The organism is Rhodanobacter sp. G1 (assembly GCF_055397855.1).
The window spans coordinates 478,790-500,663 of sequence record NZ_AP039674.1; the positions used below are offsets into that span (position 1 = coordinate 478,790).

Here is a 21,874-nt window from a genome sequence, read left to right on the forward strand (position 1 = left end):
ATTCAGGGGCTGTAGCCCCATTTCGCAATGATGGCGTTGCGGACGGCCAAATTGGATGGCAATTGGGTAGCCTTGCACTGCATCAAGAGCTGCCGGCGTGCGGAAGCGGTAGATCCACTGTCGAATTCTGGATCCCACATCTGGATGGCATGGAAGGTGATGATAGGTGCGGTGCAAGCCGCGCCGCCCGTGGTGCCCACATCGGAAATACCGGCCATGCAGGTGTAGACCGAATAGGGATCCGAGCCTTGGGCATGTACGGCGACAGTGGTCAATCCGATGGCGCCGATGGTGAGAGCGGCAAGCAGAGTACGCAATTGCATGACTTGACTCCTTGTGGTCATGAAAAGTTGGTAAGGCCGAATCGTAGCCGTGCATGGCGACGACGCCTTGCCCGCAGGCAAGACGAAAGCCGTGGCTGTGGAACAGGGACAGGAGAAGCATCGGCGTGCGTGTCGGCTACATCACTTGCGCCTGGGCTGGCGCGGGCGGCTGAACGACCGGAGCCGGCGGCGTGACGGAGGGCGACGGCACGGCTGCCGCTGCCGCGGAGCTTTGGGCCACAGGCGTTTGCAGGGCCGTGACCGTATCGACGGAGCCGAGCTTTATCGTCTCCAGCGGTGAGGTCGGCTGCTGGGCGAGATAGACCCGGCGACCGTCGTCACCGAGCGCGACCTGGTCAATGCGCGACATGCCTTGCTGCTTGGCCTCGACGGTCAGCGCGGCGGCGAGGTTGAGGCGCTGCTGCTCGGTGGGTTGGCCGCGGGCATCGAGTGTGCGCGCGCCGGCCAGCGCCTGCTCGAACAGGGCATGGTTGGGGTTTTGGGGGTCGCTGAGGTCGTGCGCCATGGTGCGCTGTTGCAGCGCGGTGTGCAGGGCGTGCTGGGTCAGGGGGCCGACCTTGCCGTCCACGGTGAGGTGGTGGTCGTGCTGGAAGCGTTCCACGGCGTGGCGGGTCTGGATGCCGAACTCGCCGTCGGTCTTGAGCAAGTGGCCGCGACTGTCGCTGTAACCGAGCTTGGCGAGGTCGGCTTGCAGGGCGTGCACGGCTTGGCCGTGGGTGCCTTGTTCCAGTGCCTGTCCCTGCGTCGCATGCACATGAGTGTGCGCTCCGTGCTCTGCGGGTGTTTGCGGAGTCTCCCCTTCCTTGATGGAAACTTTTACGCCAGTTAATTTCAGCAAGTCGGTTTTTTCGTTCCTTGCCCGGTTTTCAAGCGAGGCCCATTCCTTGGGGGAATGCTTGAACAGCGTTTCGTTGTGCTTGATCTTGTAGTCCTGCACGGCCTCGACAACATCCGCATCCGAAAGCTTGGACAAGTCGTAGTCCTTGCCAAACTTTTCGTGTAAGCCTTTCTCGAAGATGTCAGGGCCACCGGCGCCGTGCCAGTGGTTGGGGCCGAACTGCACGGAGGTGCTCCATATCGCATCCTGTACAGCGGGGCCACGCCCGGTCAGGTCGATCCCCTCGGACTTCAACCGGGCAGCCATGGCGTCGTAATGCGTTTTCTTCATTACTTCGTACTGATCCCGGGCAAAGCCAGGATCACTCCGTGCCAGTTCTTTCCACTTTGCATTGAACTCGGGCGTAACGGGCTCCAGTCCCTTGAACTGATCCCGATAGGCCGAAAGGTGTAGAAACTCCTTTAGCGACCCACCATCCGGTTGCGTGGAAAACTGATAAGTGCCATAAGAGACGCCGCCATAGTCGCCCTCGCCGCTGGAAATCGTGCCGGGGCCATGACCTTCGTAATGCGCCGAAGTTTGTCCAGGATGCCATTCGGATTGCGCCATGTCCTTCTCCTGCCAAGCTTCGGTGGGCTGTTATGCGCTAGAGCAACATGACAGTACAAATTACTTTTTGGGTTGACGCGCTTCCAGGATGGTGGCGCGTTTCGCTGTTTGTTCCATCGCGCAATCATTAGCGTCCAGGCGTTGTCCTTGTCCCGCATCCGGTGGAGGTGCGCAATAAGCGTCCCGATGAGCGATCCATTTTCTTTCCTCGTTTCGCAGCTTGACTTGCTCGACTTTGCTCAATTGCGCCATCAACGCCTTGTAAACTTGGTTCAGTCGCTTGTCCTGATATGCGTACTCGTTGCTGATGCAATCTTGCATGTCCGGGGTTACGCCGTCGGCCGCCTTGAGGCAGGTGGAATAAGAGGCTCGGATGCCGTCGGAATCCAACTGTACTGGCGTGTCTGGGCTTTGAGCATGTGCGACGCCGCTTAGGACTAGAAGGGCTGCTAATCCGATTTTTAAACGAAAGCCAGAGAGAGAGAAACAACGAAGGCATGGCGCTTTCCCTTGGTCGATGATGAATCCGGGCAATCGAAACGAGCGTATGACGATCGAAAAGCCGGATAGGCGATCATCTGCATGGGCAACGGGTTCATGGGCGATCATTGTGCGGCTAACGTTGTTCATGATCTTCTGGTTATGGGGAAGCCTGAGCCCTTTGGCGAGTCAGACGATTAGTTGATATGTGGGGTTGACTCCAGCGCTTGGAGCGGCTCAGCCGGAAGCGCGCATACCGTACTCAGCGATGATGGTGGCGAGGATGCCGGAGTTCTGTCCCTGGGCGCCTTTGCATTGAGAGAGCCACTGCTCGCGTCTCAGCGCGGTGGCGGGCCAATCGACACCTTCTTCGTCATAGACATAGAGGCTGGGAGAAAAGAACGCCTGGACGGGGGCGGTGCAGCCAGGGACATTGTTCTTGCCCTGGGTCTTGCCGGCCATGCAGAGGAAGCTGGCGCAGACGTTGCCCTGGGCATGCACAGGGGCGGTGGCGAGGCTGGCGACAGCGCCGAGGGCGAGGGTGGCGACAAGGGCGTGTAGTTTCATGGCGGGTCTCCTGATCCGTTTCTTTGCAGAAGGACAAAGGCGGAGTTATTGGACGCGGATAGGCAGGCTGCAGGCGCTGTAGACGATTTTGCAGTTGGACGCGCCCTTTTCACATGCTTCCATCGCCAGCTGTTCCGCTTGTTGTGAGTGGAGGGCGTTTCCTGTGCCTATCAGCCCGCCGCCGGAAACTTGAGCAACTGCTGCGCATTGGTTGTAATAAGAAACAATTACTTTGCAATTCGCGCCACCGTGTTGGGCGCAAAGACTCAACACCGTGCTCTCCGCTTGAGCCTTGCTGGTCTGGTCGGTGATATGCCCTTCGGCTCCACTCACTGAGTCGTAAGCGACAGCGCCATAGCGTGAGGCCCAGACAGCTTGAGGCTGCTGAGGTTGAGGATTGGGGGTATTGGTTGGTGCGTAGATATCGGGCGAAAAACATTGAACGCCACTATCCCCTGCGCCCGTGCATTGCGCCCAAGTGGCTGGTGTAACGATCAGCAGGATCAACGTAATCAAAGTTTTCATTGGTTCGACCCCAAGGTTCCGCCCGTGGCTTGTCCGTATATACCTTGGGTGTGGGCGTCGATACTCCTGCCGCCGCCGCTGGCGCCTAGGGGCAGACCAGTATTGCCGCCAAAACCAGTACCGGTACTTGGAGTGTTACTCCCAGTGTTGGTATTCCCCGGCAATTGCGGATTTGCCGGATGCCCAAACAACGCCCGCTGCTGCTGCGCACCGGCAGGCCCTTCGCCGATGCGGCCGAACGGGCTAAGGAAGTTCATTTGCCCCAGCGTCCCCTGGAAGAATGATGCAGCCATGGGCGGAGCGGAGACGAGCAGGGCGGTGAGAATCAGCCCGATACCGCCCTGCTGGAGGGCGATGGAATTGAGCCCATCGGCGGAGGTGGTGCCGCCGGACATGGCCATGGAGGCGACGTACTTGGCGATGTAGGCACCGGTGACGGCGGTGAGCATCTTCATGGCGATGGTGGTCATGACGCAGAGCACGGCGAGGGAGAAGACGGTGCCGATGCCGTAGAGCAGCCATTTCTGGAAGAGGGGAGCGGTCTGCTTGAAGAGGAGGCAGAGGATGAAGAGGGGCCCGAGGCCGATGAACAGGGCGAGGGCGACCTTGTTGAGCAGGAGCAGCGAACCGGCGACGACGGCGGGCCCGGCCACGCCGATGCCGGACATCCACTTGTCACGGGTGAGGTCGCTGGCGACGGTGCTGTTGCCGCCGTCCTCGATGGTGTCGATGGTGGACATGCCGAGCTGCATTTCGGCGAGGTTCTGGTCGATCTGCGAAAAGGGACTGGCGGCATTGCCGGTGACCGTCTGCACGATTTCGGAGGAAATGCCGTCGGTGATGTTCCAGACCTGGGAGCCGGCGAGGCCGAGGGAGGTGGCGGCCAGCACGATCACCGTGGCGCGCAGCGAATCGCCCACCAGCATCATCATCGGCTGCTGCGACTGGCCCGTGACGATGCGGTAGCCGTGCAGCATTATCCATACCGTGACCAGGCCCAGCGTGATGCCGCCGATCGCCGTGCTCATGCTTGCCAACAGATTGGCCTGGAAGGCGTAGATCTTGTCGTTCAGCCAGTTGCGGCTGCCGACCTGTGCGCGAAGCATGGGCGCGCGGCCACCGACCGGCCCCGGCAACGTGGCAGCCATCGCGCTCATCGGGCGAAGCCCTGTGCCTGGTGTTGCGCCGGCGCGGCCATCAAGGCGGCCTGTTCTGCCTGCCGTTGCTGGGTCTGGCGTTGCCGCCACGCTGGATACGCGGCCTCGGCCTGCGCGCTGCACTGCGCCAGCGGCGTGCGCACGGCGGTGGCGGTGTCGACGACGGCCATGTGGCTGTAATCGGTGAGCGGGGGGGTGCTCCGCACGCCGAAGGCGCGTTCGCCGTCGTCGCTCAAGTGCACCTGGTCGATACGCGCCACCCCCTGCTGCAGGGCGGCGACGGTGATCGCGCCGGCCAGCCGTGCGGAATGCTCGCCGTGCGGGATGCCCTTATCGTTCTCCATCCGGTGGACGCCCGCGCGGGCGGACTGGTACAGCGCATGGGCGGGATGGGCGGCCTCCTCCAGCGACGCGGGATGCAGGAGACCTTCCGCCCGGTAGAGCAAGGCTGCGCCATCTTGTTTGATGGAAGAGGCGGTGTGTTCGATAGCTGCGCCCGTGCGTGCGGCGGCGTGTTCGACGGCATGGCCGGCTCGTTGGGCAGCATGCCCGACGGCTTCACCCGTGCTTATCGCCGCGTGCTCGACCGCCTGTGCCGCATGCTCGACCACCGGCAGCGCGGCTTGTTCCAAGGTAGTAGCGGCTTCCACGGTCTCGGCCGTCCGCGCCACGCCCCACAACGGCGTCAATGGCAGTTCCGTCGCCACGTGCAGGTCGGCGCGGGCGCGCTGCACGTCCTCGCGGTAGCGGGCGATGGGCGCGGCGTACTCGCGGGCGCGGGCCTGGTTTTCCGGCGTGAGCACGGAAGCGCCCGTGCCGGGATCGGGGGCGAAGTTGTCGCCGCCGTGATCCGACAGCCGCATCGCGCGCAGTGCTTCCGGGATGCCGTGCTGTCCGTCCAGGTAGCCGGCGTGGCGCAAGCTGTCGATGTCCGCCGTGGTGGCGTATTCCACCACCTGCCCGAAGTGGTGCCCCGCGCTGACCACATCGCCGGCCAGCACGTTGTCGATCACCTGATGGCCGCCTTGCGGGATGCCAAGGCCGAGGTCGGCTGCGCCGTAGGCGTTGAAGGTCTGGCCGTGCAGGTGGCACTTGGATGCGGCGATCTCGGCGAGCGTACCGCCGAGCGAGTGGCCGGTGACGGTAAGGTCAATGGGGCGTTGGCGAACTTCTTCTTGATGCTTTACTTTGGCCATTACCTTTTCGGTGAACGCAATCGCATCGTGCGCCTGCACGTTGGCCTTGTCGGCCACCATGATCGCGTCGGTGGCGACGTCCTGAATGGTGGTCAGGGTATGGTGCTTGATGTCCGGATCGGTGCCGCGAAAGGCGATGACCACGTCATGGGGTGATTCGACGCGCTGGTAGGCGGTCGCGTGAAACCCGTCAGGATTTTGCGCGTAGTCGAAGATTTTGTATTCGTGGCCATTTAGGTTGACGGTGGTACGGTCGATGTCCTCCCGGCTGTAGTTCGTGTAAGCATTCTTGGACAAATAGGCATAGTCACGCGTGTCGAGGCTCATGGGCTAACCTTCCTCGCGGTGATCGTTACCTCGAAATACTGGCTGCGTTCTTTGGCGTTGAGCTCCGGCATGGGGAGAGACCAGTTGCTCGAATGTTCGGACGAATCGAAATAAACCTTTTTGGGTGTGTACCAAACCGTGGGTTTCTGCGCGGAAAGCGTATCCGCCGACATGATCGCTCCGAACGTCATGCCGTGCACTCCAAATCCTGCCCAGACGCTTGTCAGATCGAAATGGCAGACGCCAAGCCCGAAGTAATCCTCATTTTGCAATTGGTCAAGGTAGAAGTAGCCCTTGTAGGTCTTGTCGCTTACCTTGGTGAGAGTGAACTCATGTCCCCTGTTGGGAATATTGCGAGCGCCCTCGAAAGCGTCCCGAGGCACGCAGTCCACATTGCTGACCTGATAGTGTGCGTAACCCTTGGCCGAGTCGAACGGCCCCGGCGCATCGGTGGTCACGGTGATTTCGTAACGCTGCACGGGATGCGAGTTGAGTTTGATGTCGGGCTGGTCGTTCATGGGCGAGGAGCAGGCGGTGAGGGGGAGGGATAGGAGCAGGGCCACTGCAAGCGTGCGGAAAAAACAGGGGCGGTCAAATTGTGTTTTCCTGTTCATGTCTGTAATCCGCAAAACCTGACCTTATTCTTAATCAATCAACATGTCACCGGTTCATTTCTGTACGTGGGCAAGCTATGGAGTTACTGGACGCGGACGGGGGGGCTGCAGCCGTGATATGCGATCTTGCAGTCTGCTGCACCTTTCGAACAACCGTCCATGGCTTTGCTGTCGGCTTGAGATAAATCTGTGTCAGAGCCTATATAGGAGAGATGTGTGCCTACAGCCAAGGAACTACATTCATTACGGTAGGTATAGGTTACTTGGCAGTGACTGCTATTGCCTTTGGACTCACACCGTTGCAGGGCTTGATCAGAAGCGGCAGATTTGCTGACTTGGTTTTCGGAAATACCAATACTTGATGTGGTCTCATCAATCGCAAATGCTCCCCACCTTGCTGCCCAGACAACTTGAGGCTGCTGGGGCCGGGCGTGTGGATTGGTATCGCCTTGTGGATCGAGGGCATCCGGTGGTATGCATTGCCCCCCCGTGTCCACACCGGCGGCGCATTGAGACCGAGCTGCGGGGGCAGACATCACGGCCACTAACAAGAGACCAAGGGTGGTTATGATTTTCATGTCAATATTGCCCTGGGTAGCTGCTTTTTCCCGCCAAGCCGAGTGTGCCCGGGGTATTACCATCGGAACCTATGCCGCTGCCGCTGGGGCCGGTGATTTGTGTTGTATTCCTGCTCAAGTTTGTTGTTGGATTTCCTTGATTTCCCGGCAACTGCGTATTAGCAGCTGGATGCCCAAACAACACGGATTGCTGCCGATAAGCCGCCGGCTCACCGCCCATGCGCCCGAACGGGCTATACGACTGGAACTGCCCCAGCGTGCCCTGGAAGAACGAAGCGGCCATGGGCGGGGCGGAGATGAGCAAGGTGGTGAGGATGAGGCCGATGCCGCCCTGCTGGAGGGCAATGGAATTGAGCCCATCGGCGGAGGCGGTGCCGCCGGACATGGCCATGGAGGCGACGTACTTGGCGATGTAGGCACCGGTGACGGCGGTGAGCATCTTCATGGCGATGGTGGTCATGACGCAGAGCACGGCGAGGGAGAAGACGGTGCCGATGCCGTAGAGCAGCCATTTCTGGAAGAGGGGAGCGGTTTGCTTGAAGAGGAGGCAGAGGATGAAGAGAGGCCCGAGGCCGATGAACAGGGCGAGGGCGACCTTGTTGAGCAGGAGCAGCGAACCGGCGACGACGGCGGGGCCAGCCACGCCGATGCCGGACATCCACTTGTCGCGGGTGAGGTCGCTGGCGACGGTGCTGTTGCCGCCGTCCTCGATGGTGTCGATGGTGGACATGCCGAGCTGCATTTCGCCGAGGTTCTGGTCGATCTGCGAAAAGGGACTGGCGGCATTGCCGGTGACCGTCTGCACGATTTCGGAGGAAATGCCGTCGGTGATGTTCCAGACCTGTGAGCCGGCGAGGCCGAGGGAGGTGGCGGCCAGCACGATCACCGTGGCGCGCAGCGAATCGCCCACCAGCATCATCATCGGCTGCTGCGACTGGCCCGTGACGATGCGGTAGCCGTGCAGCATTATCCATACCGTGACCAAGCCCAGCGCGATGCCGCCGATCGCCGTGCTCATGCTCGTCAACAGATCGGACTGGAATTTGTAGATCTCATTGCTCAGCCAGTTGTTGATGATGGTGAAGAAGACGAAGTTGCTTAAATCGCCCATGGTCGGGTTCCCTTGTGAAACGCGGGTCGTGCCAGGTGTCGTGCCTCGTCCGGCGAGGCATGCGAGGCCCGTTACGGCGGGTGCTTATTGCTCAATACTGAGTTGATGGTCGCTGCCGCTGCCGGAGGATTCCACGCTCAACGCCCCTTGCAGAATGGCACCGCCGATGATCGAAGAGGCTACGTTGCTGATGGGGCTGCCGCCGGCCGAGCCGGGTGCGGTGGCCGCCTTGGCCTCCTGGATCTGCTGGTTTTGCTGGTCTGCGATGTACGACTCGTAGGCGTGGTTGACCGATTCCATCTGCTGGCGGTCGATCTGCAACTGGGCGATGACGGCGAGGAGCTGGTTGCTGTTGTCCTGCAGCTTGCCGTATTCCTCCGAACCGATGTTCTGGCGCGCTTTTTGAAGGTCGGTGAGGGTCTGTTGCAGCTTGAGCGTGTTGTCGTACATGGCTTTCATGTAGTTGAACCGCGCCAGCTTGGCGCTGTTGATGTGTTGGCATTGCTCCTGCTGGGCGCTGGCCAGGGCAGTGCACGGGTCGGCGGCGCCGCTGCCCTGGGCCGTCATCGTTATCTTGTCCGGGTTGATGGCGTCGGCGGGAGCGGCCACGGTGCTGAGGGTGGCGGGCGCGTTGCCCAGGGTGTCGATGTTCTTGAGGTGGCCGTTGACCGTGTCGGAGGAGTTGCTGCTGGTGCTGCCGCCGAGTTGGTTGCTGATGTCCTTGGTGTTGCTCTTGATGTCGCCGGTGTTGTTCTTGATGTCGTTGGTGTTGTTCTTGATGTCGTTGGTGTTGTTTTTGATGTCACTGGTGTTGCTTCTGACGGTTCGGTCGGAAACCGCCACTTCGTCCTGGGCATGAACGACGCTGGCAACGAGGCTCAGCAGCAGCGCCAAAGCCAGGGCGATATAGCGCATGCACGTCGGGCGCGACTGCGCCGGATTGGTGAGCGAGTTGGTCATGGCGCACTCCTTGTTCATGCAGATTCGGTTACTGGACTGCGGAGCGGGTGGGACGGGTGGACTGCGGCGGCTGGGCGGGCCTGGCCTTGCCGCTGCCCTTGCGGTTTTCGTAGAAGTCGCTGAGCCATTGTTCGGGGCGCAGGTCGTCCACGGCCGTGCCTTCGGCGGAGGCTCGTTGTTGCAGCACTTTGTGCATGATCTCGATGTTGTCGGTGGAGGCGGAGATCACGGCAAGCGCGTCGTCCATGCCGCGCAGGTCGAGCTGGCACACGGCGCTGGAGTGGCCCTGTTTGACGAGGAAGCGGCGCGAGCGTTCGTCGAGGCTCACTACCACCTGGTATTCCGCTTCGGTGAGTTTTAGGCCGTTGACGTAGTCCTCGCGGCTGGCGTTGGGGTTGGGCAGCAGGATCATGGTGGCGGTCTGCTCGATCAGCGCGGCGGCGATGTCGCTGGCCAGCGCGTCTTCCGGGCTTTGCGTGGCGAAGATGCCGAGGCCGTTCTGTTTGCGGATGGTCTTCTGTTTGTTCTTGGCGAATTCCTTGAGGCCGCCCTTGCCGTCGAGGATCTTCCAGAACTCGTCCATCACGTAGATCAGCGGGCGGCCGTCGATCAGCGCCTCCAGCCGATGCAGCAGGTAGTTGATGACCGGCACGCGCACTTCGGGGTTGTCGATGATGTCGGTGTAGTCGAAGCCGATGATGCTGGCGCGGGTCAGGTCGATGGTATCGACGGGGTTGTCGAACACCCAGCCCAGCGAGTTTCCGGCCGTCCACTTGCGCATGCGTACGTAGAGGCCGTCGTCGCCCATGTTGGGCAGGCTCTTCTGGAAGTTGGTCATGTTGCGCAGGCGTATGGGCGTGTCGAGCATGCTCTCCACGGCCCGGAAGATGTCTTCCTCTTCGCGCGAGCTGTAGACGCTCTTGCCGGCCAGCACCTTGATGAGCTCGGCGAGGAACTGCACGTTGGCTTCGGTGCGCTCGCAGTGGAACGGGTTGAAGCCGGTGGGCTGGCCGTTCTCCAGCGCGAGGTAGTTGCCGCCGCAGGCGCGCACGAAGATCTCCGCGCCGCGATCCTTGTCGAAGAAGAAGATCGTGGGTGTGGGTGTGTACTTCTGCACCTGGCTGAGCAGGAAGTTGATCAGCGCGGTCTTGCCGGTGCCGGACTTGCCGATGACCATGGTGTTGGCGATGGCCTTTTCGCCCAGGGAGTTCTCCGCCGGATGGGTGGCGTGGAAGTTGAAGTAGTAGGGCTGGCCGTTGGTGGTCTGCAGCGTGGTGACGTAGTCGCCCCAGGGGTTATTCTCTTTCTTGCCGGTGGCGAAGTTGTGCAGCGGCGACAGGCCGAGGAAGTTCAGCGAACTGACGTTGGCCAGCCGCGTTCGGTATTTCCAGTTGCCGGGCAGTTGCGAATAGAACGAGGCGGTGACGGCGAGATCCTCCTTCACCGAAACGAAGCCGGCGTTGGAAAGCTCCGCGCGCGTGGCGGCGATCTGCTGCGAGAGCGTTTCCTGGCTGGGCGCGTAGATCGCGATGGTGAAGTGGTACTCGCCCAGCACGAAGTTGCCGGAGGCGAGCTGATCCATGGCGTGATCCAGTTCGGCGATCTGGCTGAAGGCCTTGTCGCCGGAGGAGATCATCATGCCCTTGGTGCGTTCCAGTGCCTTGAGCGCATCGTGGCGGCCCATGGGGCTGAACGAGTGGGTGACGACGTATTCGAAGTCGAGGTACTTCAGCCCGTTGAGGATGCCGGGGTAGGTGCCATCGGTGTATTCCTTGATGTTGAGAATGGCGCCGAACTGGTTGATGCCGTCGGGCGAGGTGATGACGAAGTCGCCGGTCTTGGCGGAGAAGTGGTGCTTGCTAACGGGCAGGTAGCTGTAGACCGGCGCGGGTAGCACGGGCACGGGTTCATCGATGCGGTTGAGCAGGTAGCCGTAGAACTCCAGCGGTTCGGAGAACACGATGCCGTTCGGAGCTTCGTACATGCCTAGACGGTAGGGCGCGTAGTCCTTCAGCACGGCTTCGATGTTGCCTGCCAGCTCCAGCACGGTGTTGACGGCCTGCAACTGCTCGGATTCCAGCCGGGTGAGGTCGCTGGATTTTTCGGCGAAGCGCTTGCCTTCGACGATGGGGCGGTAGATCAGAGTGAGGTATAGCTCGTTCTGCATCAGTTTCTGGCTGGACAGCGTGCCGTAATACGTGTCCGACAGGCTCTGGTTGAAGGTTTGCGCGAAGCGGCTGTGATCCTTGAGGCGGCGGCGGCGGCGCACGTCGTGAACCCAGAACGCCACGTTCACGAAGTCCGGTGCCCGCAGCGTCTGCAGCATGCGGTTGAAGGTGTTGTGGCGGTGCTCGATATCCCATTCCTCGCGCCCCACGAAGGGCAGCCCACCCAGGCGCCACACCATCAGGTAATCGCCGCCCGTGGTCTTGAGCACGGTGGGGGACACGTGGGTGGACAGCGTGACGAATTCGCTGATCGCGGTGTCGGGGATGAAGCTGGGTTTGGGCATGGCTCTGGATCCGGAATGGCGCCCCGGCAGGTCGGGGCGCCCTGGTGGCTTACGTTTTGTCTTTCGACTGGCCGCGGTAGCTGTTGGGCGTGAACACCCACATCCCGTCGTGCTCCCGCAGGTTGCGTACCCGGGTGCGGAATTGCAGGCGCAACCCGAGCAGCCGGAAGATCATCTCGTCGCGGCGCGCCATCTGGCGCATCACGAAGATCACCAGGGGAAGCAACAGCAGGTAAAAGATGTTGGTGTACATCGCCAGCAGAAGGCACCCGCCCGCACCCATGAAGAAAGGGACGTAGGGCACGCCCATGAACATGGGCGGGCGGGTGCAGCCGCGGAACATCGCGTTTTTATGCATAGTGCTGGATGAGATGCGCGGCGGAGTGCAGGTGCTCCATCAGCATGGCGGAGTTCAGCGAGGTGCCGCCGCACTGGGTGTTGCCCGTGGAATTGCCGCCGATGACCATCTTGGCGATCTGGGCGGCAGCGCCGATAAGCACACCACCAATAAGCGCCGGGGCGACGTCGGAGATCCGCTTGTGGGCGAAGGCGATCTGATAACCCGAGAAGATGACGGCGATGGTCACGACGACGACCGAAGCCACGTTCAGCAAGTTGTTGAAGGTGCTGAGAACGCCGCAGACGTTGGACTCGGCATCGCTCGCCCCGGCGATACCGGGAAGGATGATTGCTGCAGTGACGGCCATGAGAACAGCACGCTTGAGCATCTGGTTGCGCTGCTCGGTGACGTTGACAAAGGGTTTGATTGCCATGGTTGGACTTCCTTCTTCGGTCGGTTGGGGTGGATGTGGTGGTCGTGGTGACTGGTCGCGATGGCTTCCGTACCGCCGACCCCTCTTGCTGCTGCGGTTGCTTCGGTTGTCGCGGTGATGTTTGCGGCTTGCCGGGTGAAGAGGCGGAGCTTCTTGTGCGATGACGTCCCTGTGCTTTATCGGTGCATGCTTCACGTCAGAAAACAAATGCAGCGTCGTGCACGCGAACCCGCAGATCGGTCTTGTCCGCGGCGGGTTGGGCGGGTGGTTTGTTCTGGGCGGCGGCGACCGCGCTGTCGTTCGGGCCAGTTACCTGCGGCTCGAAGATTGAGGAGGCGGTCGCATTGTTGTTTGGTATGCCGTTGGCTGGCCCTGAGGCTGGCGGGGGCGCGGTTTCCGGTGTTGCCGTTGCTGTCGGGGGTGTGGCGGCGACCTTGGCAGCAATATCGTGCGCCGCGGTAGCCGGGGCTGTGGGGGCTTGATCCTGGGACGGGGGCGCGGTGTCGGCCGCAGTCTGGTCAGCCTTTGCCGGGGAGAACGACATGCTGCGAATAGCCACGCGATAGCCGGGGCTGCCTGGCGACAGCGTCGCTAGCTTGTCGTTGCTGCTGGCCGAGGTCGTTACCACGGATTTCAAGGGGATGGCTTGGGAGTCGTCCACACCCATGCTGCGATTGATGGATTCGTACACCTTTTGCACGTAGCCGTCGCGGTAGCCGGTGACGAAATTCCCGGAGTAGTAACAGCTGAAGGCCTTGCCCCAGTTGCCGCCGGCGCTGGCGTAGCATGCGGCGAGTATCTGGGCGCCGGCCGCCAGGTTGTGGCAGGTGTCGAAGGCTTTCTCGTAGGAATCCAGGCCGTATTTGCCGAGGTTGGCGCGATTCACCTGCGCCACGCCCAGCGAATAGTTGTAGCCCTTGGCATCGAGCATGTGCACGGTGGCTAGCGCCTCGGCCAGGCTCCTCGGCTGGCGTTCGAGCTGGCCGCCGACCACGCCGATCGCATAGGGGTTGGCGCCGGATTCGACGTCGACTACATGGCTCATCACCTCGGCCGGCACCGCCAGGTTGGGACAGGTCATCAATCCGATTGCGGCAAACATGCGATGGTCTCCGGTGCCGGTCAGGATTGCGGAAAGCTGCGGGCCGGATCGAAATCGATGCCGGTGATGCAACGGCGTCCCGCATGCGCCTTGATGTGCACGACGATGTCGATGGTCATCATGAGCAGGCGCTTGATGGTGGCGAACTCCAGGCCGGCGCCTTCGCTGGAGGCTTTCACCATCAGGGCGAGCTGATCCCAGGTTTGCTCCGTGCTGCCGGAGTGGCAGCTGGTGATCGAACCGGGGTGGCCGGAAGCACAGTTGCGGATGAAGTAGAACGACTCGTCGCCGCGCAGCTCGGCCAGGATGATGCGATCCGGCTTCATGCGCAGGCAGGCTTCCATGCAGCTCTTGGCGGTAACGTTGCTGGTGCTTTGGCCGCCCTTGGAATAGAGCAGGTGCACGACGTTGGGCTGGGCGATGAACAGCTCGCGCGCGTCTTCGATCGTCACCAGGCGTTCGTTGTCGGGGATGTGGTGCACCAGCGACTTCATGAACGTGGTCTTGCCGCTGCCGGTGGCGCCGGAAACCACGATGTTCTTCTTGTTGAGCACCGCCTTGCGGAAGAAGTCCGCGTAGTTGCGGCTGGCGCGCAGCTCCAGCAGCTCGCGATCGGCGTCGCCGATGCCGCCGCCGACTTCGACGATCTCGTCGAAGAAGCCGTCCTGCTGGTATTGGGCCAGCGTCTTCATCTGTTTGGAGGGCAGGCGGATCGTGATGGATGTCTTGCCGGCTTCGCAGGCCGGCGGTATCACGAATTGCGCGCGCTCGCCGGTGGGGAAGGTCAGCGACACCACCGGATCGGTATCGGTGATGCGCTGGCCGGTGTTGCTCTCGTTGACGACCGCGGTGCAGAACTGGCGCGCCCGCTCGAACGTCAGAGCGGGCACCTCGACGCGGCGCCAGGCGCCGCGACTTTCCAGGTACAGCTCGCCCGGACGGTTGATGCAGATCTCGGTGACGTCCGGCGAGGACATGAACTCCCGCACCCCCAGCACGTCGTACTGGTAGGCGAGGAATTCGTTCGAGATGTGGGCGTCCAGTTCCTGCATGGCTGCTTGGGATGGCGGGTCAGAAGCGGGCCACGACGCCGCTGAAGTCGACGTCCTTGGCGACGTAGACGTAGACGATCGTGCCCTGGTTGATGGTTACGGTCGGCGCGCGGTTGGCGGCAGCCTGCACGGCCTGGTTGGCCAGGTTCTGCACGGTCTGTGCGGTGTTGCTCTCGAACGGCTCCTGGGTCACCACCCCGTTGGTGACGGTGGTGCTCTTCGGGCCGTGCTCGGCGGCTTCGTACTTGAAGGCGTCGCTGAGCATGCTGATCAGCAGGGCCGAGCTGATGCGCTGGCCCCAGTGGGCGTCGTAGTGGCCGGGGATGCCGGCGCCGCCCAGATTGTCGATGCCCGGGCTGGCCATGTTCACGTCGATGCCATTGGGCGTGATGATGCGATCCCAGATCACCGCCATGCGGTCGCCCATCGGCCCCTTGTCGTATGTGCCCAGCACCTTGGAGCCCTTGGGTAGCAGCAGGCGCTGGCCGTTGAAGGAGTAGACCGGCTCGGTGACCAGGCAGGACGTGTAGCCGGGGATGTCCGAGATGATGCGCGTCTCCAGCACGCAGCGGATGTAGGTGCCGCGTTGCATCAGGGTGTCGGGGCTGCGCAACGGCTGGGCGCTGGGGACGGTCGAATCGTTCAGGCTGCCGGGCGGGCCCATGCCGATTGCGGCCGGTGCGGTGACGGGCAGACTGGCACCCGCGCCGGCATCGGTGTTTTCCAGTCCGGCGATCCGGCGTTGCACCAAGCTTGGCTGCTGGGTGGCAGGTGCCAACAGCGATCGCTGCTGAACGGCCGGAAGGGGGGGCTGCTGCACCAGTGGAATGGCGGCGGCTGGCCGCGGTGCTGGCGCTGCGGCCGGCAATGGCGGCAGGGCCAGCGATTTCGGCGGCTCCGCCACCGTGACTTTTTCCTCGCGCGGCTTGGCCTGTGCGCTGCGGCTGCGGGTGCCGGTGATCATCCAGTACGCAACGAACAGCATGAGCAGCACCACTGCGACCAGCAGGAGCAGCGCACGCTGGTTCATGCGCTTCAGGTCGTGCGAGCGCAATTGGGGGGCGCCGGCGTCCAGGTCGGGGACGGCGGACTGCTGATAGCGGTTGGAATAGGGGTTGTTGCCCAGCGGGTCGGCCTGGTTGCCCGGCATGTCGTGGGGATCCTGCGGGTGCATGGAGCCGTCGCCGGGCTGGTTCGGGGTATTGGAGTTCACTTCTGGGTGTTCCTTCGCAGGCCAACGACATCGTTGCCGTGGCGGATGACCAGGTAGGGATACGTGCCGTGAACGATGATGATGTTGCCCTCGACGGTGGTGTTCACCAGCGAGTCCTCGCCCTTCTCCTGTTCGCGCATGAACACCGCGGGGAAGTCGCCGGTCGGGAACTGCTTGAGGTCGTTCATCCTGATGTAGGTGAAGTGGCCGTCGTCGTAGACGTTGGCGGGCACCAGCCATGGCGCGGCCTTGCTGCGCGTCGCGTAGTCGTAGTCGAAGTTGTAGCTGCGCCCGGGCACGAGACTGGTGTTCAGTGCCGATACCTTGGTGTCCTTCTTGATTTCCTTGGCGAAGCTGGTGTCGGCCGGATAGCTGAAGGTGATCTTGTATTCCACGCCATTGCGGCGCGCCTGGTCGAGCGTCTTCCAGTCGGTGGCGACCACCTTCAATTCAAAGATGTAGGAGTGCGTCGCGGTGCGGATCATCATGTTGGTGTCCACGTCGACGTTCTTCGGCTTGAGGTAGAAGACGTTGTCGCGGCGCGTGAGCTCCCAGCCGGAGCTGAAGCCGGTGCTGTAGTCGAGGATCTTCTCCTGCGGGCTGAGCTCGATCTGCGTGGTGATGCCGAGGCCCGTACGCACCGGATAGATGCGGTCGGGCTGGTATTCGTACTGTTGCACGACCTGCGCGCTCGCCGGCGCGGACAGGCCGAGGAGGGCCGCGCATGTTGCGATGGTCAGGCCAAGCAGGCGGGGACGGTTCATGGGCGACCTACTCCAGTGGCGGAATTCCCGGTGGTCTGCCCGCCGGGTTCCTGCATGGGCGGGTTGGCGACGGCGGTGGCGGGTGGCAGGGCCATCGGAGCGGTCGCGGTTGGCGATGGGGTTATGCCCGGGGCGATGCTCTGGGCCGGCATGGCGGGAGCGGCCGTGTCCTGGATCTCGGCAGGCGGAGCCGACGAGTAGTCGTCGTCGACGCGATATTCGGTGACCCAGAAACCCAGCGGGTTCTGTATGCGGCTCTGGTCGTCCATATCGAGGTTGGTCTTGTAGGTGAACGACATCGTCGCGATCTTGTTGTCCAGTGGGCGCGTGGCTCCCGATTGCTTGTCGTAGAGGCTGCGCTGGAAGCGCACGGTGGCGCCCCTGGGGGCCATGCCTGGGCCACCACCGTTGAGCACGATGCTCAGCAGCTTGATCCGGATGGCGGTGTCCTTGCCGTACTTCCTGTAGAGGCCGTTGGGGTTGTTCGACGAATACTGCTGGGTGTATGCGGCGCGCACGCCGGGAGCGGACATGGTCTGGACGGTGGCCCAGTCGCCCAGGTTGAGCAGGGCCAGGTCGTACGATTCGCGCGCCAGCACGAAGTGCGCGACGTTGCTGCGGTTGATCGCCTCGCTGGCGCTGATCCTGTGCTGGATTGCGTCGTCCGTGAGTCGCGCCACCGTGCTGGTACCGGTGTAGGCGTCGGCCATCACGAGGTAGGGGACTTTCTGCTTGAGCGGCAACATGTAGAAATAGCCACCGGCAAGGATCAGCGACATGCCGATGGCGCCGAACGCAACCATCCACGCGCGGCGCTCGCTGCGCCGGGCGAGGTCGGCAATGGTCAACTCGAAGTTGGCGGATTTGGCGACCGCTTCGTCTACCTTCCGACTGGATGCATTCTTCTTCAGCATGGACGAAATTCCGGGCCTTTCGCGGTGTTGTTGGTACGCATGGTCATTTCGCCCCGGTTGGCGCGGCGGACGCGGCAGCGGCGGGTGCGGCGTTCCCAGCCTGTGGGCCGGTGCTGCCGGCAGCGATCGGGCCGACTTCGATGCGCCGCAGGCTGGCTGAGATGGAGACCCCTTGCGACGCGTAGATCGTGTCGAGCTGCGCCATGGCATCGTCGATGTCCGTGGTGCGGATGCCGGCAACCGGCTGGTACAGGGTCACGTCGAAGGGGAGCTTGTACGACAGCTCACGGCCCGAGTCCTTGGCCCATCGCGTGAGCATCGTCTTGAGCGTTTCGTCCATCGGCGACGCGTAGAACACGTAGGCCGGGTTCAGCGGGATTTCGGTGGGTGCGTTCTGGAAACGGTTGACGGGCTTCCATGGGCCGCTGAAGTTTTTGGCCGGAGGCGTGCCGCATGCGGCCAGTGCCGCGATGGCGAGCAACATGACGCCTGTACGGAGCGATTTCGGTAGATCCTTGTCCACGTCTGACCCGCTGGTTGGAGTTGGATGGAGTTGCCGCGGACGAGGGCTTGATGCTGTCGTCCCCGTGTCGCGCGGACACGGCGAGGGGCCGCTGTCGGCAGGCATGTTTGAAACGGTGGTTTGTTCGATGGCGTTGCCGGAGCGGTGCCTTCGTGGCGATGCGTCGCGTTGTGCGGGCGCTGCGATATCCATTCGTGCATCCAGTCCGATGGCTCCCGGAACTTTCCGGAAGCAAGAGCCCTCGCGCGATAGGGAACATCGCGCAAGCAAGTGCCTGGTTGGGTCGGTTGACACATCCCCCGCGTGGCAGACACAACACGCCACGCTTGGTCGATGCTGTCACACGATGCGCGCGTGTTTCGTCGAATACATCTCAAAACGGCGCGCTGTGCATGTTAGGGCGTGTGCATGCCGTGGCCTGTAGGTGGGCGCGCTGAAATGTGTGCCGGAAGGCACTGACATCATGTAGTCCGATGCCTACAGGGGGCGCGTCATGCCTCGAAAGCCCCGCGCAGCCACTGCATGTGCGTATCGCCGGCAGGGCCGTCGTAGCCGACCACGTCGAAACGGCAGGAGCGGTGCGCATGTTGCGGATGGGCGGCCAGCCACAGTTGCGCGGTGCGGATCAGCTTGTCTTGCTTGCCGCGCGTGATCGAGGCCAGCGCGTCGCCGTGCGCGGTGCGCACGCGGTAGCGCACCTCGACGAAGACCACGGTGTCGCGATCCAGCATCACCAGGTCGAGTTCGCCGTGGCGGGTGGTGTAGTTCCGGGCGAGCGTCTTGAGCCCGGCGCGTTCGAGCTCGGTGCCGGCGCGTTGCTCGTAGTCGGCGCCGGTGCTGCGCATCAGTGGCCGGTCGAAGAAGGCGTGGCCGGTTGCGCGTTGCTGCCGGCCGGTGCAGGGGCGCTGCCGGACGGTGCGGGCAGGTCGTCCAGTTGCAGGCTGCCGCTGAGCGGGCGGGCGAGGCCGTTGTCGAACTTCGCCCAGGTCAGCACGCGGCGGATGCGGCCGAATTCGTCGGCGGTGAGCTGGCCGGTGGCGCCGGGCAGATAGCTACCGGGGTGGTCGCGCAGCCAGTCGAGATACGGCACCAGGTTCCACGCATCCATGCCGAACGCGAACAGCCGCGCGTTGCCGCCGCGCGCGGATGGCAGTTGCGTGGCGATGTCGTCGTGGTTGGGCAGCCCTGGCTGGGCGTTGAACAGCCAGGGCGCGTCGCAGAACTCCACGCCGTCGAGGTCGCCGTCGGCGGTGGGGTTGTCGCTGCCGGCATAGACGTGCGAGGTGCCGAACACCGGCAAGGCGATCTTGGCGATGCGCAATTGCGGCAGCAGCAGGCGCGCCTGCCGCGGAGGCATGCTGATGAAGATGCCGGCGTCGCCGCCTGCGCCGGCCATGTTGAGCTGGCTGATCGTGTCGGCATAGTTCATGTCGTTGGCGGGCACGGTGGCCATGCCGAGCACGTTGCCGCCGCGTGCGAGCAATTCGGCCTTGAACGCGTTGGCGGCGCGCTGGGCGAAGTCGTCGCCGGAGATCGCCACGTAGGCCTGGTTCAAGCCGCGGTCGACCATGTGGTCGGCGGCCTGGGCGCCCTCGGCTTCCGGCAGCAGGCCGAATTCGCTGGCGCCGCCGGCCGGGATCTGCTTGTTGTCCGGGTGGTTCAGCGCCAGCACCGGCACCGGCAGCGAGGGTTGGGCGAACAGCGCTGCCACCGCGCCGCGGGTGAGCGGGCCGACCACCAGTTGCGCGCCATCCTTGGCGGCCTGCTGATAGGCCTTGGTCGCGCCATCGGCGGTGCCCTGCGTGTCGTAGATGTGCACCGAAGCGCGTGGCGCGTGGGTGCGCGCGGCTTCCGCGTAGGCGGCGAAGAAGCCTTCGAGGATCGTGTTGCCGGCGGCGGCGTAAGGGCCGCTCTGCGGCAGCAGCAGGGCCACGCGGGCGGGCATCCGGTAGCCCTCGCGCACGTCCGCGTTGACCCCCGGCAGCAAGGTGCCCACCGGTTGCTGCAGCGACGGCGTGGGTTGCGCCACGGCAATGCCGCGCTGGCTCAGCGCTTCGTTCGTCCACGGCAGCATGCGGTCGCCCGGCTGCATCGCGGCGGCGCGTCGCTTGAGCGCCGCCACGTCGAGCTGGGCCAGTTCGGCGAGGGCAAGCTTGCGATTTTCGGCGCGATCCAGCCCCTGCAGGTGGTCGTCCATCTGCACGCGGGTGCGTGCAGCGCCCCAATGGTCGCCGGTGGCGGCCTGCGCGCGGGCGCGCAGTTCGTACAGGCGCAGCTGCAGCGCTTCCGGTACGGCGACGGTGGGCTGGGTGGTGAGTCGCAGGGCGGTGGCGGCGTCATGGTGCTGCAGTGCGAGATCGGCGCGCAGCAGATCGAAGCGTAGGGCGTCGTCGCCTTGCAGGTTTTCGCGCTTGATCTGCGCCAGCGTGGGCGCGGCGGCTTCGATGCGGCCCTCCTCGCGCCAGGCCTCGGCAGCCAGCAGGCGGTAATGGTCGGCACGACCGCCGTATTGGGAGGCCAGCGCGAGATAAGCCTGCGAGGCCTGGTCGAACTGGCCCTGGCGTGCCAACGCCGCGGCGCCGTCGGCGGCCGCGGTTTCGGCGGGCGAGGGCCTGGTGTTGCCGGGAACGCAACTGCTCAGAACCAGCGCTCCGGCCAGCAGAAGGACGGGGCCGAGGGCCGACAGGGACGGCCGGGTGAGGGGGCGCAGGCGCATCGGGACTCTCAATGTCGGCATGTTTGCGTCGAGTGTGAGCGATGATAGCCCATCGTTTCCGTGACCCGGTTTTGCCCATGCCACTTATCCAACCCGGCTGCCTGTGGGTGGTCGCCACGCCGATCGGCCATCGCGACGATTTCTCCGCGCGCGCCATCGCCACGCTGCGCGAGGTGGCGGTGATCGCCGCCGAGGACACACGCCACAGCAAGCCGCTGCTGCTCCACCACAACATCGCCACGCCGCTGGTGGCCTTGCACGAGCACAACGAGCGCGAGGTGGTGGATGCCATCGTGCGGCGCCTGCAGGGCGGCGAGTCGGTGGCGCTGATTTCCGACGCGGGCACGCCGCTGATTTCCGATCCCGGCTTCCGGCTGGTGCGTGCGGCGCGTGCTGCTGGCGTGCGCTGCGCGCCGGTGCCTGGCGCGTGCGCGGCGATCGCGGCGTTGTCGGTGGCGGGCCTGCCCTGCGACCGCTTCGTGTTCGAGGGCTTCCTGCCGCCGAAGTCCGCGGCACGCCGCGCACGTTTGCAGGAGCTGGTGGGCGAGCCGCGCACGCTGATCTTCTACGAATCCTCGCATCGCGTCGCCGAGAGCCTGGCCGACATGCGTGACGTGTTCGGCGACGGACGCGAGGCGGTGCTGGCGCGCGAACTCACCAAGCTGTTCGAGACGGTGATCGGCGAGCCGCTGGCGCAACTTGCCGAACGCGTGGCGAACGATCCCGATCAGCAGCGCGGCGAATGCGTGATCCTGGTTGCCGGCCGTGGTGAGGAAGCCGATGCGAAGCTGGTCGAAGGCCAGCGCGTCTTCGCCATCCTGCGCGAGGAACTGCCGCCGGCGAAGGCGGCGAAGCTCGCCGCGGCGATCAGTGGGGCGCCGCGCAAGACGTTGTACGTGGGATAGGAGCGCGCTGCACTCGTGACGGCGGCTTTGGCAGTACGCGTTCCGGCCAGGTTGGGCGCTCATGCGGCGGTTGCCGACCACCAGACCGGGTGTT

The 21,874-nt window shown here is 63.5% G+C and carries 23 protein-coding genes; 1 reads left to right on the forward strand and 22 read right to left on the reverse strand.

Annotation, left to right across the window (positions count from 1 at the left end):
* Positions 1-2: 2 nt before the first annotated feature.
* The 22 genes from ACZ5Z2_RS01900 to ACZ5Z2_RS02005 form a co-directional block, all read right to left on the reverse strand.
* Positions 3-323, reverse strand: a complete 321-nt coding sequence (locus ACZ5Z2_RS01900; RefSeq protein ID WP_464760291.1) for a hypothetical protein — start codon at positions 321-323, stop codon at positions 3-5.
* A gap of 136 nt (positions 324-459) precedes the next feature.
* Entirely contained in the window at positions 460-1,791 is a 1,332-nt protein-coding gene (locus ACZ5Z2_RS01905) for a VgrG-related protein (protein ID WP_464760292.1), read from the reverse strand.
* A 60-nt stretch (positions 1,792-1,851) separates the two neighbouring features.
* Positions 1,852-2,421 carry a lysozyme inhibitor LprI family protein gene (locus ACZ5Z2_RS01910; protein ID WP_464760293.1) on the reverse strand — a complete coding sequence of 190 codons (570 nt, stop codon included), beginning with the start codon at positions 2,419-2,421 and terminating at the stop codon, positions 1,852-1,854.
* An 87-nt stretch (positions 2,422-2,508) separates the two neighbouring features.
* Positions 2,509-2,838 (reverse strand): hypothetical protein, encoded by a 330-nt coding sequence (locus ACZ5Z2_RS01915; RefSeq protein WP_464760294.1) that lies wholly within the window; start codon positions 2,836-2,838, stop codon positions 2,509-2,511.
* Between the two features lie 45 nt (positions 2,839-2,883).
* Entirely contained in the window at positions 2,884-3,363 is a 480-nt protein-coding gene (locus tag ACZ5Z2_RS01920) for a DUF4189 domain-containing protein (RefSeq protein WP_464760295.1), read from the reverse strand.
* Positions 3,360-4,520 carry a TrbL/VirB6 family protein gene (locus tag ACZ5Z2_RS01925; protein WP_464760296.1) on the reverse strand — a complete coding sequence of 387 codons (1,161 nt, stop codon included), beginning with the start codon at positions 4,518-4,520 and terminating at the stop codon, positions 3,360-3,362. Before ACZ5Z2_RS01925 ends, ACZ5Z2_RS01920 begins: the two co-directional genes overlap by 4 nt.
* Positions 4,517-6,043 (reverse strand): XVIPCD domain-containing protein, encoded by a 1,527-nt coding sequence (locus tag ACZ5Z2_RS01930; protein ID WP_464760297.1) that lies wholly within the window; start codon positions 6,041-6,043, stop codon positions 4,517-4,519. Before ACZ5Z2_RS01930 ends, ACZ5Z2_RS01925 begins: the two co-directional genes overlap by 4 nt.
* Positions 6,040-6,657 (reverse strand): hypothetical protein, encoded by a 618-nt coding sequence (locus ACZ5Z2_RS01935; RefSeq protein WP_464760298.1) that lies wholly within the window; start codon positions 6,655-6,657, stop codon positions 6,040-6,042. Before ACZ5Z2_RS01935 ends, ACZ5Z2_RS01930 begins: the two co-directional genes overlap by 4 nt.
* 83 nt (positions 6,658-6,740) lie before the next feature.
* Positions 6,741-7,298 carry a DUF4189 domain-containing protein gene (locus ACZ5Z2_RS01940; RefSeq protein WP_464760299.1) on the reverse strand — a complete coding sequence of 186 codons (558 nt, stop codon included), beginning with the start codon at positions 7,296-7,298 and terminating at the stop codon, positions 6,741-6,743.
* Positions 7,237-8,346, reverse strand: a complete 1,110-nt coding sequence (locus ACZ5Z2_RS01945) for a TrbL/VirB6 family protein (protein WP_464760300.1) — start codon at positions 8,344-8,346, stop codon at positions 7,237-7,239. The genes ACZ5Z2_RS01940 and ACZ5Z2_RS01945 overlap by 62 nt, the downstream gene beginning before the upstream one ends.
* 84 nt (positions 8,347-8,430) lie before the next feature.
* The gene (locus ACZ5Z2_RS01950) at positions 8,431-9,306 is read right to left on the reverse strand and encodes a hypothetical protein (protein ID WP_464760301.1); all 876 of its coding nucleotides are present in this window, start codon (positions 9,304-9,306) and stop codon (positions 8,431-8,433) included.
* Positions 9,307-9,334: 28 nt separating this feature from the next.
* Positions 9,335-11,818, reverse strand: a complete 2,484-nt coding sequence (locus tag ACZ5Z2_RS01955; protein WP_464760302.1) for a VirB4 family type IV secretion/conjugal transfer ATPase — start codon at positions 11,816-11,818, stop codon at positions 9,335-9,337.
* Positions 11,819-11,867: 49 nt separating this feature from the next.
* Entirely contained in the window at positions 11,868-12,176 is a 309-nt protein-coding gene (locus ACZ5Z2_RS01960) for a VirB3 family type IV secretion system protein (RefSeq protein ID WP_464760303.1), read from the reverse strand.
* A complete protein-coding gene (locus tag ACZ5Z2_RS01965) occupies positions 12,169-12,525 on the reverse strand; it encodes a TrbC/VirB2 family protein (protein ID WP_464761645.1) in 357 nt (118 codons plus the stop codon). Before ACZ5Z2_RS01965 ends, ACZ5Z2_RS01960 begins: the two co-directional genes overlap by 8 nt.
* A 262-nt stretch (positions 12,526-12,787) precedes the next feature.
* Positions 12,788-13,693: a lytic transglycosylase domain-containing protein gene (locus tag ACZ5Z2_RS01970; protein ID WP_464760304.1), complete on the reverse strand. Its 906-nt coding sequence runs from the start codon at positions 13,691-13,693 to the stop codon at positions 12,788-12,790.
* A gap of 20 nt (positions 13,694-13,713) precedes the next feature.
* Positions 13,714-14,745, reverse strand: a complete 1,032-nt coding sequence (gene virB11 / locus ACZ5Z2_RS01975; RefSeq protein ID WP_464760305.1) for a P-type DNA transfer ATPase VirB11 — start codon at positions 14,743-14,745, stop codon at positions 13,714-13,716.
* Between the two features lie 19 nt (positions 14,746-14,764).
* Positions 14,765-15,958 (reverse strand): TrbI/VirB10 family protein, encoded by a 1,194-nt coding sequence (locus ACZ5Z2_RS01980; RefSeq protein WP_464760306.1) that lies wholly within the window; start codon positions 15,956-15,958, stop codon positions 14,765-14,767.
* The gene (locus tag ACZ5Z2_RS01985) at positions 15,955-16,722 is read right to left on the reverse strand and encodes a TrbG/VirB9 family P-type conjugative transfer protein (RefSeq protein ID WP_464760307.1); all 768 of its coding nucleotides are present in this window, start codon (positions 16,720-16,722) and stop codon (positions 15,955-15,957) included. Before ACZ5Z2_RS01985 ends, ACZ5Z2_RS01980 begins: the two co-directional genes overlap by 4 nt.
* A complete protein-coding gene (locus ACZ5Z2_RS01990; protein WP_464760308.1) occupies positions 16,719-17,636 on the reverse strand; it encodes a VirB8 family type IV secretion system protein in 918 nt (305 codons plus the stop codon). Before ACZ5Z2_RS01990 ends, ACZ5Z2_RS01985 begins: the two co-directional genes overlap by 4 nt.
* Before the next feature lie 43 nt (positions 17,637-17,679).
* Positions 17,680-18,120 carry a hypothetical protein gene (locus ACZ5Z2_RS01995; protein ID WP_464760309.1) on the reverse strand — a complete coding sequence of 147 codons (441 nt, stop codon included), beginning with the start codon at positions 18,118-18,120 and terminating at the stop codon, positions 17,680-17,682.
* Between the two features lie 530 nt (positions 18,121-18,650).
* The gene (locus tag ACZ5Z2_RS02000; protein WP_464760310.1) at positions 18,651-19,004 is read right to left on the reverse strand and encodes a YraN family protein; all 354 of its coding nucleotides are present in this window, start codon (positions 19,002-19,004) and stop codon (positions 18,651-18,653) included.
* On the reverse strand, positions 19,004-20,875 hold the full coding sequence (locus tag ACZ5Z2_RS02005; protein WP_464760311.1) for a penicillin-binding protein activator: 1,872 nt from the start codon (positions 20,873-20,875) through the stop codon (positions 19,004-19,006). Before ACZ5Z2_RS02005 ends, ACZ5Z2_RS02000 begins: the two co-directional genes overlap by 1 nt.
* A gap of 77 nt (positions 20,876-20,952) precedes the next feature.
* Between ACZ5Z2_RS02005 and rsmI the strand changes: the two genes are divergently transcribed.
* Positions 20,953-21,780: a 16S rRNA (cytidine(1402)-2'-O)-methyltransferase gene (gene rsmI / locus ACZ5Z2_RS02010; RefSeq protein WP_464760312.1), complete on the forward strand. Its 828-nt coding sequence runs from the start codon at positions 20,953-20,955 to the stop codon at positions 21,778-21,780.
* Positions 21,781-21,874: the final 94 nt, after the last annotated feature.